Origin of the sequence: Streptomyces sp. PsTaAH-137 (genome assembly GCF_003259365.1) — a bacterium.
Classification (GTDB): domain Bacteria; phylum Actinomycetota; class Actinomycetes; order Streptomycetales; family Streptomycetaceae; genus Streptomyces.
The window spans coordinates 110,565-125,794 of record NZ_QLLY01000016.1 but is presented as its reverse complement, the minus strand read 5'-3'; the positions used below and the strand labels follow the sequence as shown (position 1 = coordinate 125,794).

Genomic DNA, 15,230 nt, shown 5'->3' with positions numbered 1-15,230 from the left:
ACCGCGGGGCCCGGGGCCCTGCAGGAGCTCCGGGCCCCGCGGTCGCTCGATCCTGTTGGTGTTCTCCGATCCGGTTGCGGCCGCCGAGCCTGTCCGGCGGCCGCCCGCTCTTTGCCAGAAAGCAGAACGCATGGCTCCTGCGGTTCAGTTCACTGCCCTCCAGCCCTGGGCGCTGGTGCCGGACAAGCACCGCGTCGAGCGGGCGGCGGCGCGCGCCGAACGCGACGCCTACGCCGAGAACTTCCGTTATCTGCGCATCCCCCGGCTGCCCGCCGACTGTCCGCCGTGGGTGCTGGGACAGGAACTGGGCTGGCAGGTGCGCTCGCCTGTCACCGTGCCGATGAGCCCGCTCAACGACCTCGGCGTCGCCCTCGCCTCCGCCGAGGACGCGCCGCGCACCGGCCGGCTGCTGGGCCGCGAAGGGCTGTGGCAGCGCGGCCCGGACTGGATCGCGACCAAGCAGGCCGAGTGGCTGCACCTGGGCGACTACCGCACCCCGGCCGGCTGGGAGGGCATGTTCGTGCCCAACGGCCAGGGCACCGTCGAATGGCGGCTGGGCTGGAGCGCGCACCTCCCCGAGCACACCTTCCTGATGGTGATGCCGCTGGACGTCGACGGCCTCGACATCCCGCTCGGGGTCATCTCGGCGAAGAGCGTCAACGCCATGCGCACGCGCGGCGGGATGAGTATCGCCGTCGCTCCGCGGCGCCCCCTCACCGTCACCCGCGGGCAGCCGGTGGCCCGCCTCGTCCTACTGCACGCCGACACCCTGCGCGCCACCGCCACGACCGCAGCCGACGATCCGCACCCGGAGTCGAGGCCGGGACAGGAGGCCGAATGACCGCGCGCGCCGAAAACTCCTCCCCCACACGCCGGTTGACGTTGGTCGTGCGGGCGCCCGTCGGCCCGCTGCTGGCCCTGGCGTTCGCCGCCCGCACCACCGCCGCCGTCCTGCCCGTCACCCTGCTCCTGGCGCTCGCCGACACCTACGGCTACGGCCGCGCCGCCCTCGTCGGCGGCAGCACCACCCTGATCCTGGCCGTCCTCGCCCCGCTGCGCGCCCGCCTGCTGGACCGAGCTGGCCACCGCCACGCCCTCGTCCTCATGGGCAGCACCGCCATGGCCCTGACCACTGCCTCGGCATTCAGCGTCCACGCCCACTGGCCGTGGCCGTCCACCCTCGCCCTCGTCCTGGGCGCCGCCCTGTCCAGCCCGCCGCTGAACGCCGCACTGCGCTCCTCCTGGCGCCGCCTGATCCCCGACCCCACCCACCTGAAGACCGTGCACACCGCCGACAGCATCCTGGAGGAAGCCGGATTCGTCGTCGCACCCCTGACCGCGGGAGCCCTGCTCGCCCTCCTCGGACCGATCCCCGCCTACGAAGCAGCCGTCGCCGCCTTCCTGACCGTCATCACCTGCTATCTGGTGGCCGCCCGCACCTGGGAACTCATCCCCACCGCGCCACCGGCCGGGCCTCCACGCACCGGCACCGGCCAGCGCGCGTACCGCTGGCTCGGCCCGCTCGCCCAGCCCACCCTGCTGATGATCCTGATCCCGATGCTCGTCATGGGCTGCCTCTTCGGCGGGACCGGCATCTACGTGCCCGCCTACCTCCAGCACCAGCACACCCCGGCCCTGATCGGACCGCTGCTCGCCTCCCTCTCGGCCGGCGGCGTCGTCGGCGGACTCCTCTACGCCGCCCTCCCCACCGGCCGCATCCCCCTGTGGCGGCTGTACCGGTTGCTGACCGCCGGATTCGCCGCGCCCGCCTGCCTGCTGCCGCTGGCCCACACGCCGTGGCTGCTCGCCGTGCTGCTGGCCGCGTCCGGCCTGTTCGTCACCCCGCTGTTCATCACCGCCTTCCTCCTCGTCGACGCGCACGCCACCGACGACGTGCGCACCGAGGCCAACAGCTGGATCCCGGCCAGCACGGACGTCGCCAACGGGATCGTCGCCGCGATCATCGGCGCGATGGCCGCCCGCGCCCACTTCACGTCCGCGCTCACCCTCCTCGCCGCATGCGCCGCCGGCGGCATACTGGCCGCCGTGCTCCTGCCCACCCCGAAGAACCCCGCACCAGCGAAGACTCCACAGACCGCGCCGGCTTCGCCTCCGTCCGGCAGCACCACGGCGGCCCGCACATGAACGGCGAGCGGGCGCCGGTGTCGCCCGTGCAGGCCCGCCGGATCGCCATCGCCGCCAGCGGACTGCACCCCAGCCCGCCCGCAGCGACACCGGCCACCGTCCTGAAGCGGCTGCGCCTGATCCAGATCGACTCCACCAACGTGCTGGCCCGCGCCCACCAACTCACCCTCGCCGCCCGCCTGCCCGACCTCACCGCCACCGAGATCGACGCGGCCCTGCAGGCGCAGCCGGCCGCCTTCGAGTACCCGGCGCACGCCCACGCCCTGGTCCCGCTCGCCGACTGGCCGCTGTGGGCGTTCCGCCGCCGCGCCTCCCGACGGCGCCCCGAGTACCCGCCGCCCGCAGAACGCGACCGCATCCTGAACCTGATCCGCGAGCACGGACCGCTAGCCTCACGCGATCTGCGTCCACCGGCGGCCGCGGCCAGCACCGGCTGGTCCTGGGGCCCGGTCAAACGAGCCACCGAGTTCATGCTCTGGGCCGGCGACCTCATCTGCACAGCCCGCAACCACCGCTGGGAACGCCTCTACGACCTGCCCGAACAACACCCGGTGCAGGCCGGGGACGCGCTCAGCGACGAGGAATGCCTCACCGCCCTGCTGACCCACGCCGGACGCGCCCTCGGCATCGCCACCACCAGCGACCTCGCCGACTACCTCCGCATCCCCGTGCGGACCGCAACCGCGCACCTGGCCCGGACCCCGCTCCTGCACGCGGCTGTCCCCGGCTGGAAAGCCCCCACCTGGATCCACCCCGACGCCCTCGAAGACGCCGACAACCCGCCCGACGCCACGAGCAGGTTCCTCGGCCCCTTCGACAACCTCATCTTCAACCGGCCCCGCACCCAGCGCCTGTTCGGCTTCACCCACACACTCGACACCTACAAACCCGCCGCGCAACGCCCCCACGGCTACTACGTATGCCCCCTCCTCCACAACGACCGGCTCATCGCCCGCGCCGACCTCACCCGCACCGACCACACCATCACCGCACTGCGCACCACCATCGAACCCGACGCTCCACCCCACGCGCGCCAGCTGACATCCGAAGCACTCGACCGGCTGACCCGCTCACTGCAGCCCGGCACCGCCGCCACCTTCGACGGGGCCTGAACCGTAATCGCACACCGGGAGAAGCCCGCTCAGTGCACGCGCTCGCCACATTCCGCCGAGTAGAGAACCGCTCCCGACGGCACGTCGCGTGGAGGCCGTCCCCTTACCCGCAGGCACGCATCCAGAACGCCGTCCGTGGGCGGGTACTCAAGGGCTACCTCATCCAGCACGACGAGTTCACCGTCCACATTCCGTTCCACCGCCTGCACGCCGTCCGGGAAGCAGCTCTCCAGGATCCCGAAGGCCGCCGTGTCCCTGCCGTCGGCGACGCACTCCCGGATCTCGAAACGCCAGTGCTCGGCCGCATCGTCCAGCAGAGCCCTGCCGCGTTTGCCCAGTGAAGCCAACAGTTCCCTCCGGGCCCGCACATGGTGGGCGACGGCACAGCAAATCGGAATCCCTGTGCCATAAGACGTCGTCACCCGCGTGTAGTGGGCATGGGGATACGACGACAAGGCCTCATCGACCAGCCCCAAGGCAGTTTCCCGCGCGGCCGGGTGACCTTGCTGGACGATGTCGAGAAGCAGAGGGGCCGCGGCCACAGCCGCCGGAAACACCGCAGCACTATGGCCATGGACGATTCCACCACCGCCAAGCAGCGACCCGGCCTGCGCCGCCTGCACGAGGTTCGACGCGCCTGCCAACATGCGCAGCCCCTGTGCGGCGCGAGCCGGGTCGTACCAGTCGGGATGACCAGGTACGGCCTCCCAGTCCACCGCGTCAATCGCACTCAGCATCGCAGCATCATCCCGCGTCGACCTGCCGCTCGTGTACATGACCCACGCTCACAACTCGTCCCAGACGTCCGGCCGAACAACGCTGCCAAGTCCCGGGAACCGAATCCGATGAGCCCTGTTCCAACGTCACAATGCCGGCCTGACAGAGATCCCAGCGGATTCCTGAGGCTGCCTTCGGCCTGGGACGTTGGGCCCACGGAGGACAGCAGAACAGCGGGGCGGGACAGCGCGGAGCGCGACCTGGATTGAGAGATCCACGTCGCAGCTAACAGCCGTGACCGGTTGATGGGACGGGTGGCTTCAACACTTCGTGTGTACAACGGGCATCGCTTCACTATCCGGCCGCCGCACTCAACCTGGCCAGGGGCCACAGCCTTCTCGTGGACCTGACTGCGATGGCAGCTCGGACAAAGCGGAGAGCCGAACCGACGTATTGGCCTAGACCTGTTGTGCAACCGGTGGAGCGCCCGCTAGGTTCATCCCGGCTGCGCAGCCGATGTCAACGCACCAGGCCAGCACGACCTCGTACGCCACCTCACGACATGCTCCGCGCCGGACGCCCGGCGCCTTCAGGAGGGCCTGCCATGTACCGTCGTATCGCCGCTGCCGTCGCCACCGCCGTTGCTGCATCCGCACTCGCCCTCGGCGGCGCGGCCACCGCGGAGGCCGCACCGCCCGGCTTCTACGCCCGAAGTCACCACGCCTCACTCGCCGACTGCAACGCCGCAGGCCAGGCCGGCCGCAACATCTGGGGTGCGCTCTACTTCTGCGAGCCGTTCGGCCCGTCCCGCCCCGACGTCTACGTCCTGTGGGTCCGCTACTGAACAGCCCCAACTTCCCCGTCGGAAGGTGGACCGCCCCATCTGTGGACCGCCTGCCCCTCCTGATCGACGGCTGTCCGCGTCGCTCGTGGGGCAGGATGGGATCCGAAGCACCCCGAACGGGGTGCGTGTGGATTCCGGGCCTCTGCTGAGGACCTCGGGTGATGTGAAGGACTGCAGTATGGCCAGCGGCACCGTGAAGTGGTTCAACAGCGAAAAGGGCTTCGGCTTCATCGAGCAGGACGGCGGCGGCGCCGACGTCTTCGCCCACTACTCCAACATCTCCGGCAACGGCTACCGCGAACTCACCGAGGGCGACAAGGTCACCTTCGACATCACCCAGGGCCAGAAGGGCCCCCAGGCCGAGAACATCGTGCGCAGCTGACACCGAGCACAGCGCAGAAAGAGGGTGCCCGCCGCGACCGGCGGGCACCCTCTTCCGCGCTTCAGGCACACCGACTTCGAAAACGGCCACCTCGCCGAACGCTCCGAGGCCAACGCGGCGTGATCCACCACGACCGGTTCATAGAATCTGCCGGACGCGCTCCCTGCCGATCTCTCCTCGATGGACGGATGACCGATCATGGGTGAACCGCACCCGCTCCTGACGTTCTTCCTCGACGCGGCCAACGGCCGGTTCCCACCGGTCGACGGCCGGGTGACCGTCCTGCCGCCCCTGCCCGCAGGGCTCGAGTGCTCGGTCGCCTTCACCGGCCACGCCGTCGTCGCCACCGCCCTGACAGACCGGGCCGTCCACGATCAGAAGCCGGACGGCTTCGGCGCGTCACTCTCCCCGGACTTCTTGCGTCACCTCGCCGGCAGCAGGGGTTGGATCGGAGTCACCGACGCCACGCTCACCGCCCGCGGCACCGGCGGCTCACCGCGCCTGCAGCCACTCGCCGACGCAGACGGACACCCACGCGTACGCCACGCCCGAGAACTGCGGAGCAACGTCACGGTCCACGGTGACGAACGCGGCCTCATCACCCTGGCCGACGGCCTCGCAGGACGAAGGGAGTTGAGCATCGAACTTCACCACTCCCACAACGACAACCACGGCCACGGACGGTCCCTGCTCACCGACGCCCTCTCGCTGGTCCCCGAAGGCGAACCGGTCTTCGCCGCCGTCTCACCAGGAAACGCCCGCTCCCTGCGCGCCTTTCTCGCCTGCGGATTCACCCCCATCGGCAGCGAGGTAGTGCTCCGCCCCGAGCGAGAGTGACCAACCGCCACCCTTCGATGAAACAACCAACCGATCCACAACAATTCACTCTTGCTCGTTTTCGCGTGGGACTCGGTGGAGCTGGGCTGCTTCAGGGCTTGGGGCGCGCCGCTCTGTACGCCTCGTGCAGGACGCAGCCGGATCGCCATCCCTCCTGAAGCCTGTTGGGATCGGTGGGCTCAGCTGGTTTAGGGTCAAGGGTCGGTACGCCTGGCGCGGGGACAAAATCCCTCGGCTGTGAACTGCACCCCACGCGGTCCAGAATTCGCCGCCGGTCAGCTCACGCGCTGCCCGGCGCGCCGCGGCCGGTGACAGGCCGATGCGTTTCTAGGCGCGCCAGCTGTTGTCGAGGTCCTCAATCACCGCGCTGGCGAACAGGCCAGCTCCGGACAGCACGTCGTCGACCGGGCCGCCGGCTCGTCGCACGATCAGGTTCCGGCGGGTGTAGACCAGCGTGCCACGGCGCTCCGCGGTGATGCCGCTCAGTGAGAGGGCGGCCCGTACCCAGATGCTCTGGGCATCCTCCGCGAAGGCACAGGACGTCAGCTCGCCGTGCTGGCCGACCAAGCTCGCGATGTGCGCCGCCGCGGCGTCGCCGAAAGCCTTCAGATAGTCGGCGTGATCCTCGATCATCGTCACGGTGCCGTCCTCCTTCGCTCCTCCCTTCACTGCCCGGGGCGAAGCAACCACAGTCGGCCGGAGGACAGGAACCGGTTTGCCCTTCAACGTTCGAATGTGTCCCTTTTAGCCTGTGGCTTTATGTTCTCGCGCACACATTTCGTTCGGCAGGCGAACGGGAGTCAGCTGGCCTGCGGCCTGCTGGAGCGGCGTGGCCACTCAACGCCGTACCGAAGACCATCTGGGCTCGTGTCGCCGGCGTACACGTTGCGATGGTCCCCATCGTGCTCGAGTGGCCGGGTGCAGTGCAGGGTGTCGTTCGGCTTCAGGTCGAAGCAGACGTGCGGCATCCGCAACGGCCGCGGCTGATCGGTCACGACTCACCCCCGGCGAACTCATCGAGCGTGCGCATGCTGCGTCCCAGATCGGCCAGGGCGATCCCCGCGGCCAGCGGGCTCGGACCGATCGGCCGGGCCAGCTCCTGACGCGCGGTGTCTATGGCCTTGTCCCGTGCGTGCCAGGCCCGGGTGCGCGGGGTGGTCGCGTCCATCTGCGCCTGCACCAGCGGCAGCAGCCGCCGGACCTCGACCCGTAGCTCGAGGTCGATACGCGCCCGTAGTGCGTCGTCGGGCCTGTCGCGGACGGCGCCGAGCGCCGCTTGCAACAGGTCCGGGATCGACATTCTCTCGGCCGGTGCCGGCGGCGGGTTCTCGATCGTGGGCATGCGCGCCTCCACAAGGGCTCATCCCGCCCCGTCCGGGCGGAGGTTGTTGCCTCGCGAGAGCGACCGTAGAGCCACGCATTTCTCGTTCTCCAGCGTGTTGCAGAACGTTACAGATGGCACCACTCACGTGGTCGATGGCGAGTTCTCTGTCTTGACCTCGTCCCTCGTGGGGCTGACGTTGATGCAACGAACTGCAACCACAACGCTGGGAGTTCGACATGTCGCTACGGTTCATCGGGATCGACCCTGACACGGGAGACGGCGAGAGCCCGACCGTCTGGGTCGACGAGCAACGGAACGAGATCGTCATCCAGGGGTGGAAGCCCTCCCCTGGCCTCAACGCCGAGTGCGCCGGCTTCCAGGTGCCGGGCCACGCGGTCGGCATCCCCGAACACGAGCAGGTCGTCCGTGTACCGGCCCGCATGGCAGCAATGCTGAAGGAGGCATGCAGTGTCCTCGAGCAGCGTCCCGACGTTCCCTGAACTGCTCGGCAGCGCCGTCGAGTCCGCCGTCCATCTGGAGATGCGGGACGTCTACGCCGTCGACAGCGAGACCGGTCCCTTCGCGCGCTGGCGGGAAGGGTTCAGGCACGATCCGGCAGACCGTGCGTCGTGGTGGCGGCCGTGGCTCGACCTCATCGAGGAGACCGTCGGACGCGGGGTGGTTGTCCGCAGGGCGCGCATCGTGTCAGAGCCCGTCAGCGAGTACATCCGCTACGAGCACTCAGGCACCTTCACCAACGTGGCCGCGGGCGAGCTCATCCGGTGGCTGCCGCGCCGCCAAGCGTCTGGCCTCGCGCTGCCGGGCAATGACTTCTGGTTGATCGACGGACATCTGATCCGCTGGAATCACTTCACCGGGGAAGGCGCCTCGGCGGGCGGGGAGGTCAGCACCGATCCGGCAGCTGCGAAGCTGTGCGGCGAAGCGTTCGAAGCCGTGTGGGAGCGCGGTATCCCGCACGAGCAGTACGAGATCCGCTGACCCACCGAGCACAAACAGGAACAGGAACACGGCATGCCACAGTCTCCGTCCTCGTCCGCGCAAGCCGCGCGCGAGGCCGTCGCCTCACGCCTGCGCAACCTGCGCAAGACAGCGGGACTGACGGTTGCCGAACACAGTTCCCGGTGCGGCTGGAGCGGGGCCAAGACCAGCCGCATCGAGAACGCGCTCACCGCTCCCTCCGCCAGAGACATACGCCGGTGGTGCGAGGCATCCACCGCCACCGACCAGGCGGACGGACTGATCACCCAGTCCGTCAACGCCGAAGCCATGTACACCGAATGGCGCCAGCACGTCCGTAACGGGCTGAAGGAACTGCAGCAGGTCACCGGACGCCTGTTCACCGAGTCCCGCCTGTTCCGCGTCTACTCATCGACGCTCGTCCCGGGCCTGCTCCAGACCATGGGCTACGCCGCAGGAGTCCTGCACATCTCCGCACGTACCCAGGGCCTTGAGGTCGACGACAGCCCGAGCGCCGCCCACGCCCGCGTCGACCGGTCCCGGATTCTGTACGAGCAGGGCCGCCGCTTCCTCTTCGTCATCGAGGAAGCAGCCCTCTACTATCAGCTGGGTGATCCCGCCGCGATGGCCGCCCAGCTCGGCCACCTGCTCTCCGCAGGCGCCCTGCCCGGCGTAGCGCTCGGCATCATTCCCTCCGCCACGGCAGAGCGCCGGCAATGGCCGCGTGAAACATTCCACGTATACGACGACCGGCTCGTGTCCGTCGAGCTCGTGACGGCACGCGTGCGAATCAAGCAGCAGTCCGAGATCGACCAGTACGTGAAGGTGTTCGCCGAACTACGCAGCATGGCCGTCTACGGCGCCGACGCCCGCGCACTCATCACCCGCGCCATCGACACCCTCGACCGACCGGAGACCCTCACGCCCGACACCAGGTGACGAAAGAGAACATCCCGCTCCCACGCGGCGGCTCGCCCAGGCTTCCCTTGGACCCGCCCGGGTCAGGTCCGCCGGCGGAAGCAGCTACGGCCCCGTCCGGCTCGTCCTCGGGCTCCGGCGCGGCGGCCGCGAGGCGGTCGGCTTCGGCGTCGGCCTCCTGGCGGGCAATGTCGTCGGCCCGGCAGGCACCGCCCACCGACTTGTCCCCGGCCCGTACGGCGGTGCGGTGCACGGTGATCTCCTCCCAGCGTTCGTCGCTGAACTTCCGTCCGCACCGCGAGCACACCGGGCGCTGCGCCTCCCGCTCCGCGGCACGGCGCCGCTTGTCCTCCGCTTCGGCGCGGGCCTCCTGGGCGCGGTAGAGGGCGTGGCCCTCGGGGTTGTCGAGCTCGGCCGTCAGCGTCTGCGCACCGTCCCGTCCCAGTCGCCGCCACACCGCCGCCCCGGCGCCGTGCTCCGTCAGCTGCTCCAGGGTGGTGACGACGGGCACGGCCTGGCGGTAGTCGAGCGCGGTGACCGCCTTCGCGTAAAGGGAGTCGTAGCGGCGCGGCGCCCAGGAGCGGCGGCCGGCCTCTGTCAGCACGGCGACCGTGTTGGCGATCTTCGCGGCGGTGGTGTCCGCGAAAACGAACGCGAGGGGCACCAGGCCCTCGCGGCCGGTCGGCGGGTAGACCCTGCGCCATAGCCGTTTGTCGTGGTCAATGCGCTCGATCGCGTCCGTCTGCGAGCGCACCAGATCGACGGTGCGCTTGGCCGCGTCCTTCGGTAGTAGCCGGCCCCACTCCCAGTACCGGCGCAGCTTGGCTATCAGGTCGTGCGCGTCCTCGGTGCGGCGGTCGACTTCCACCAGGAGCACAGGCACGCCGGCCTCGGGCGCCCGCGCCAGCAGGTCGGCCCGCTGCACAGAGCTGCTGCCGAGCTGGTGGCCGATCTCGGTCTGGAAGCCGAGCGGGTTGTTCCCCGATCGGTGATTTCCCGAGTGCGCGGCGATGACTGTATCCATTCTGATGCGAGCACCAGACCCGGGGCTGCCCCACGCCCCAGGTGCATCAACTCGTGCATTTTCAAACTACTTTGATGTTGCGTCAGGTAAGGATCAAGGTGTTCATGATCAGTAGGAGTGTGGTGGCCGTCGCCGCGCTGACAGCGCTGGCAGGCCTGTGTGTCGCGTTGACCGCGCTCGGGCAGACGACCGCGGCTGTGATCGCGGTGATCTCTTCCGTCGGTTTGTGTGTGCAGCAGATCCTGGCGGCCTGCGGCCACAGCAGCTCCCGGCCGTCCCAGTCCGGACAGGCCGAGCACGAGCCCGAGCGGTGACCCCTCCCCCCACCTCGACGTCCGGGAGCGGCTCCAGACCCGGACGCCGGCTCGGACCGATCGCTTCGTCGGCCGGACCCACCCACCGCGCCTGGCTGCAGCAGGTCCGCGACGCCTTCGAGGCCAGCGGCAAGACCCTGCTCGACCTGGAGCGTGACACCAACTGGTCGCGCTCGAAGATCAGTGAGCTGCTGCGGGCGGCGGGCCGGTATCCCCGCTGGGAGCCCATACACACCCTGCTCACCGCTCTGGGCTGGCCGAACAGCGCCATCCTGAGCCTGCGCAACCTGTGGATCCGTGCCGCGCAGGAGGCCCGCAAGCGTCCGGGCTGGATCAGCGGCTGCGTCCAGGCGCAGACCGGTGTGCCGCCGGTGGAGTTCACCGCCTTTAGGGAGTCCCGGCAGGGCCACTATCACGCCTACGCGGCGACGTTCCTGCGACGCCCGGCGCAGGCCCGGCGTGCGGTCGAGGACGTCTTCACCCTGCTGCGCATCGTCTGGGACGAGGCGCTGGCCAGCAACAGCACGGCGCAGTTCGCCTGGCGGATGCTGCGGGACACCGTCCTGGAACGTGCTCCGCAGCGCGAGGGCCATCCCGCTCTGGACGAGACCGCCTACGCCAGCCAGGCCCTGCGCCAGCAGGCCGCCCACACCGACCGTGTGCGCCAGTTGCGGGAGACCCTGCGCCTGTACGACGGGATCCGCCGGCTCCCGCCCAAGCAGCTCGACGTCATGGTGCTCCGGTTCATCCTCGGCCTGCCCGAGGAAAGCGTCCATGACGTGATGGGGCTGTCCCTGCCCGATGTCCGCTCGTGCGTGCGGCACGCCCGCCGCACCCTGTCCGACCGCTTCCCGCCTGCCCAGCCATGAGGAAGGACCCTGTGATGACCTCACCGATTGACGAGGTCCTCTCGCGCGCACGCCTGCGCGACGACGACTTCGCCTACCACTACCTTCCCTCCCCCCTCCCGGCCGGCAACGACACACCCGCCCCCAACCCACCCCGACCCTCCTCCGGGGACGGAGCGTTTCAGCGCCGCACACGCCGCGCCGCCGCGGACCGGGCCCGCAGCGACCTGACCACCCTGTGCCACACCGCGATCTCACTGGCCGGCACCGACCACCTCACCGAATTCTTGGACGACACCCTCCTGCCCGAACCCGAAAGCGCCCGCACCCTGGGCTGCTACCTCCACCTCGGCGGCGCTCACGACGGTGCCCGCTTCTGGTGGCAGTTCGCCGCCGGAGCCGGAGACCACACCGCGGCCTACTGCCTCCACCTGCACCACCTGTCCCTGGAAGAAACAGACCCGGCCGCCTGGTGGCAGACCCAAACCGCCCCCACCAGCCCCTCCCCGAACCAGGCCCCGCCCGACGGCGAAGACACCAGCGTGCCCACCACCCTCCGCGTACTGCGCCAACTTAAACTCCACCAATCCCTGCGCACCCCGCCCCCGCCCCCGCTCCAGCAGGACATCATCGACTCCATCACCCGCGCCGTGTCCTTCGTCGACGACGACCTCGAACTCCCCCTGCCCGACCGCACCTTCACCGCAAAGATCCGCGCCCTCCACCACAACGCCGCCACTCCCCCGCAACCCGAAGCACCGCACCCCCAGCACACCACCCGGGCACAACTCCCACGCCGTCAACCCGGCACCTCACAACTCGCCCTGCGCACAGCAGCCAAACGCGCCGCCCGGCCCACCCCCCACAACACCGAAGCACCCCACCAGCCGGCAACCGGCGCTGGCTACTGCCCAGACCTGCTCCACGCCTGACTGCAGAAACAGACCTATCCGCCTGTCTGCCCGCCCGGGACGTACGGCCTGTCGTGGTCTTGCACTCCCCTGCTGCTCCCGGCCCCGGCCCGGCGGCTGCCCCTGCCGTAGGCGGCCGTGTCGGCGGGGCCTCAGCCACGCCCTCAAGTGCCTGCAAGCGTCCACAGGTGCACGCTCCGTGCTGCGGCTTTAAGTTCGGTGCGGTTTGCGCCCTGCGCATCAGCAGCCGGGCCTGATCCCCGGGTCGGAGATCAGGTTCACGCGCTGGGCGAGGGTGAGGTGCTTGCGTGCTGCTTGATCGGTGCTGACGAGGAGGCCGGCGATGGAAGCGGTGTCCGCAGTGATGATGGTCGCGCCGTCGCCGTCGGCGTTGGTACCGATGGAGACGCACGGCGGAACCTAAGTGATGGCGGACGGCCGCGGTGAGCGCCGGATCCACCCCGGCCTGCTGCGATCAGCCGTACACGACACCGCGGCTTGGGGCCTTGGAGCGACCGTGCGGTGCCGGGGCGCCGTCACCCGCCTGCGCGCCCGCCGTCTCCGTGCAAACCATCATTGCGACGGACGGCCGGCTCCCGTTCTGGAAGTAGGGCGCCCCCTCCCGGCTACGGGGGTTGCGTCAGTGGGGCGCCGTCTTGGCGGCTATTGATGCCCAGGGTGCGGTCTAGTCGAAGTCGGTGGGGCGGCCAAGCGATTCGATGGCGTCAACGTCCCTGAGGCGCTGGTGCAGGCGTTCGCGGATGCGATCGATGGCGTTGGCGCCGAGGGGCAGCCGCAGGGGCGGGTGTTCCATGGCGGTGGCGGTGATGATGGCGCGGGCTGCCCGGGCGGGGTCGCCGGGCTGGGTGCCGTGCATGGCCAGGAACTGCTTCTTGGCCGGGTCCAGGACCTCGCGGTAGTCATCGATCGGGTCGGCGTAGTGAACGGAGCGGCCGGTGAAGTCGGTTCGGAAGGGGCCGGGCTCGACGATCATGACGTGGATGTTGAGGTGGGCAACCTCCGTGGCGAGGCCTTCGGAGAGTCCCTCGAGGGCGAACTTGGTGCCGGCGTAGGCGGTGCCGCCGAGAGTGGCCATGACACCGCCGACCGAGGACATCTGGACGATGCAGCCCGAGCGTTGGCTGCGGAGTGTGGGCAGGACCGCACGCGTCACGTCGAGGGCACCGAAGACGTTGGTGTCGAACTGGCGGCGCAGTTCTTCTTCGGAGAGTTCTTCCAGTGCGCCGCGCAGCGCGTAGCCGGCGTTGTTGACCAGTACGTCGATGCGGCCGAAGTTCTTGAGGGCGTCCTGGACGGCGTGCCGGACCGCTGCCGGGTCGGTGACGTCGAGGGGCAGGGCACGCACGCGGTCTGGAGCGAGAGCGACGAGATCGTCGAGGGTGCGTGGGTCGCGGGCGGTGGCGACGAGGCGGTTGCCGTCGGCGATTACCCCTTGGGCCAGGGCGCGGCCGAGTCCGGTGCTGGTGCCGGTGATGAACCACACCTTGTCGGCGGTGGTCTCGTGTGCAGTGGGGGGCGAGGTCACGAGGCTCTCCCTTTCTCGTAGCTGGCAGTGGTTACATCAGCGGCCGGTCGCCGGGGCCAGCGCTGGGCGAGGGCGGTCAGGGGGATCGCTGCGAGCATCGGTCCGGCTGCGTAGACGATCACGAGCTGTCCTGTGGCCTGGGGTACATCGAGGCCGCTGCTGATCTGGGGCAGGAGCCGGGCCGGGATGGTCTGCGTGAGGACCGTGACGAAGCCGGCAACCGCGAGGGCGAACAGGCCCGCCCATGGCAGGCGGCCTGTCTTCGTGGTGATGGAGGTGTCTGTCACGAGCCCTCCTGATGTGGTTATCTTGAGTGCCAAGGTAAATTATCTTGAGACTCAAGGGAGTGTCAAAGGTGTCCGGTGACGAGCAGCCGTTCCCGCAGGACTCGGTGCAGGCCGAGCTCGAGCATTGGGTGGCCGATATGCCTGAGGTGGATCCGCTCACCGAGGCTGCCCGTCAGCGCATCGGCCGCCTGACCCGATTGTTCGACCGGCTGCTGTCCAAGGTCGCGGTCGACAATGCGCTCACGGCCGGGGACTGGGCCGCGCTATCAGCACTTCAGCGTTCCGGACCGCCCTTCCAGGCCTCCCCCACCGCTCTGGCACAGCAGCTGGGAATCACATCCGGCACGATGAGCGTGCGCCTGGCCCGCCTGGTGCAGGCGGGGCTGGTGGAGTCGGTGGCAGCTGCGGACGGGCGCAGCAAGCCTGTCCAGCTCACCACGCATGGCCAGAATCGCTGGCGGGCTGCTACCAAAGAGCGCACCGCGCGCGAACATGTGCTGTTCGCAGAGGCACTGTCACGTGACGGGCTCAGCGATCTCAATGTGCTGCTGGGCCATCTGCTGGCCCGGCTGGAAGATGAATACGGCCCCGCAGGACGCCACGACGTGCCCAAGGACGCCTAACTAATCGTTTCAGGATGAGTCAGTCTGGCTGGACGTCAGTCCTCGAGGCGTTGAAGGATCTGCGCGAACTCGCCGTTCTCGATCAGGCCGGTGAGGACCTGGGTCATGCTGCCGATGCCGGCATCGCGGACGATGAGCCCGTCCGAGGCCCAGAAGTAGCGTCCTCCCAGAGCTTCCCCACTCGCCGCCCACCGCTCCATCAGCGTCTCAACGTGACCAACCGTGCAAATGGTTGCGCTCCACCGAGATCCGTCCCGCAGGCGCACCTCGACGTCAACGTCGTTCACCGCATCAGGGTCCTCGTCGGCGTCCGGCAGGAACGCGGCCTCGAAATGCTCAGTGTGGACGCGGTACCAGGGTTCATCCCAGCTGCCCGATGGTGTGCCGTGGCTCATCGGACGAGTGTGCCGGGCCGATTCA

Annotated in this window: 20 protein-coding genes; 13 read left to right on the top strand and 7 right to left on the bottom strand. The window is 69.4% G+C overall.

Translation table 11 applies throughout. The annotated features are described in order from the left end of the window. Positions 1-130: 130 nt before the first annotated feature. Genes K377_RS30485 through K377_RS30475 form a run of 3 tightly spaced genes read left to right on the top strand, consistent with a single transcriptional unit; the run spans position 131 to position 3,257 of the window. A complete protein-coding gene (locus K377_RS30485) occupies positions 131-841 on the top strand; it encodes a hypothetical protein (protein ID WP_202454593.1) in 711 nt (236 codons plus the stop codon). Then, positions 838-2,145, top strand: a complete 1,308-nt coding sequence (locus K377_RS30480) for an MFS transporter (RefSeq protein ID WP_237551303.1) — start codon at positions 838-840, stop codon at positions 2,143-2,145. Before K377_RS30485 ends, K377_RS30480 begins: the two co-directional genes overlap by 4 nt. Next, positions 2,142-3,257 (top strand): DNA glycosylase AlkZ-like family protein, encoded by a 1,116-nt coding sequence (locus K377_RS30475; RefSeq protein ID WP_111666792.1) that lies wholly within the window; start codon positions 2,142-2,144, stop codon positions 3,255-3,257. Before K377_RS30480 ends, K377_RS30475 begins: the two co-directional genes overlap by 4 nt. 29 nt (positions 3,258-3,286) lie before the next feature. Here K377_RS30475 and K377_RS30470 read toward each other — a convergent pair whose 3' ends face one another. Continuing rightward, positions 3,287-3,994, bottom strand: a complete 708-nt coding sequence (locus tag K377_RS30470) for a hypothetical protein (protein WP_237551302.1) — start codon at positions 3,992-3,994, stop codon at positions 3,287-3,289. A gap of 584 nt (positions 3,995-4,578) precedes the next feature. On the opposite strand from K377_RS30470, the gene K377_RS30465 reads away from it, so the two are divergent. The 3 genes from K377_RS30465 (at position 4,579) to K377_RS30455 (ending at position 6,037) form a co-directional block, all read left to right on the top strand. Beyond that, positions 4,579-4,818 carry a hypothetical protein gene (locus tag K377_RS30465; protein WP_111666790.1) on the top strand — a complete coding sequence of 80 codons (240 nt, stop codon included), beginning with the start codon at positions 4,579-4,581 and terminating at the stop codon, positions 4,816-4,818. A 178-nt stretch (positions 4,819-4,996) separates the two neighbouring features. Beyond that, complete coding sequence (locus tag K377_RS30460; RefSeq protein ID WP_111666789.1) at positions 4,997-5,200, top strand: cold-shock protein; 204 nt, start codon at positions 4,997-4,999, stop codon at positions 5,198-5,200. A 198-nt stretch (positions 5,201-5,398) separates the two neighbouring features. Further along, positions 5,399-6,037 (top strand): hypothetical protein, encoded by a 639-nt coding sequence (locus K377_RS30455; RefSeq protein WP_111666788.1) that lies wholly within the window; start codon positions 5,399-5,401, stop codon positions 6,035-6,037. Positions 6,038-6,364: 327 nt separating this feature from the next. Here K377_RS30455 and K377_RS30450 read toward each other — a convergent pair whose 3' ends face one another. Next, the gene (locus K377_RS30450) at positions 6,365-6,676 is read right to left on the bottom strand and encodes a hypothetical protein (protein WP_111666787.1); all 312 of its coding nucleotides are present in this window, start codon (positions 6,674-6,676) and stop codon (positions 6,365-6,367) included. Positions 6,677-7,028: 352 nt separating this feature from the next. Next, positions 7,029-7,379: a DUF6415 family natural product biosynthesis protein gene (locus K377_RS30445; protein ID WP_146614776.1), complete on the bottom strand. Its 351-nt coding sequence runs from the start codon at positions 7,377-7,379 to the stop codon at positions 7,029-7,031. Between the two features lie 218 nt (positions 7,380-7,597). Between K377_RS30445 and K377_RS30440 the strand changes: the two genes are divergently transcribed. From K377_RS30440 to K377_RS30430, 3 genes are read left to right on the top strand one after another with little or no spacing between them, the layout of a single operon-like run. Beyond that, complete coding sequence (locus tag K377_RS30440; RefSeq protein WP_111666785.1) at positions 7,598-7,861, top strand: hypothetical protein; 264 nt, start codon at positions 7,598-7,600, stop codon at positions 7,859-7,861. Positions 7,862-7,901: 40 nt separating this feature from the next. Further along, positions 7,902-8,360, top strand: a complete 459-nt coding sequence (locus tag K377_RS30435) for a DUF6879 family protein (RefSeq protein WP_237551317.1) — start codon at positions 7,902-7,904, stop codon at positions 8,358-8,360. Between the two features lie 33 nt (positions 8,361-8,393). Then, entirely contained in the window at positions 8,394-9,278 is an 885-nt protein-coding gene (locus K377_RS30430) for a helix-turn-helix transcriptional regulator (protein ID WP_111666783.1), read from the top strand. Here the strand turns inward: K377_RS30430 and K377_RS42465 are convergent. Further along, complete coding sequence (locus K377_RS42465; protein WP_237551301.1) at positions 9,259-10,281, bottom strand: hypothetical protein; 1,023 nt, start codon at positions 10,279-10,281, stop codon at positions 9,259-9,261. The genes K377_RS30430 and K377_RS42465 overlap by 20 nt on opposite strands. 104 nt (positions 10,282-10,385) lie before the next feature. On the opposite strand from K377_RS42465, the gene K377_RS30415 reads away from it, so the two are divergent. From K377_RS30415 to K377_RS30405, 3 genes are read left to right on the top strand one after another with little or no spacing between them, the layout of a single operon-like run. Beyond that, positions 10,386-10,595 carry a hypothetical protein gene (locus K377_RS30415; RefSeq protein ID WP_181512679.1) on the top strand — a complete coding sequence of 70 codons (210 nt, stop codon included), beginning with the start codon at positions 10,386-10,388 and terminating at the stop codon, positions 10,593-10,595. Then, positions 10,592-11,464, top strand: coding sequence for a sigma-70 family RNA polymerase sigma factor (locus K377_RS30410; RefSeq protein ID WP_111666781.1), 873 nt, complete (start codon positions 10,592-10,594; stop codon positions 11,462-11,464). The genes K377_RS30415 and K377_RS30410 overlap by 4 nt, the downstream gene beginning before the upstream one ends. A 14-nt stretch (positions 11,465-11,478) precedes the next feature. Then, entirely contained in the window at positions 11,479-12,375 is an 897-nt protein-coding gene (locus K377_RS30405) for a hypothetical protein (protein ID WP_111666780.1), read from the top strand. Positions 12,376-13,039: 664 nt separating this feature from the next. On the opposite strand, the gene K377_RS30400 is transcribed toward K377_RS30405, so the two are convergent. Further along, a complete protein-coding gene (locus K377_RS30400) occupies positions 13,040-13,900 on the bottom strand; it encodes an oxidoreductase (RefSeq protein ID WP_111666779.1) in 861 nt (286 codons plus the stop codon). Next, positions 13,897-14,187, bottom strand: a complete 291-nt coding sequence (locus K377_RS30395; protein ID WP_111666778.1) for an MFS transporter — start codon at positions 14,185-14,187, stop codon at positions 13,897-13,899. The genes K377_RS30400 and K377_RS30395 overlap by 4 nt, the downstream gene beginning before the upstream one ends. 68 nt (positions 14,188-14,255) lie before the next feature. Between K377_RS30395 and K377_RS30390 the strand changes: the two genes are divergently transcribed. Further along, positions 14,256-14,810, top strand: a complete 555-nt coding sequence (locus K377_RS30390) for a MarR family winged helix-turn-helix transcriptional regulator (protein WP_258395171.1) — start codon at positions 14,256-14,258, stop codon at positions 14,808-14,810. 35 nt (positions 14,811-14,845) lie between these two features. Here the strand turns inward: K377_RS30390 and K377_RS30385 are convergent, their stop codons facing one another. Beyond that, positions 14,846-15,205: a hypothetical protein gene (locus K377_RS30385; RefSeq protein ID WP_111666777.1), complete on the bottom strand. Its 360-nt coding sequence runs from the start codon at positions 15,203-15,205 to the stop codon at positions 14,846-14,848. Between the last annotated feature and the right edge of the window lie 25 nt (positions 15,206-15,230).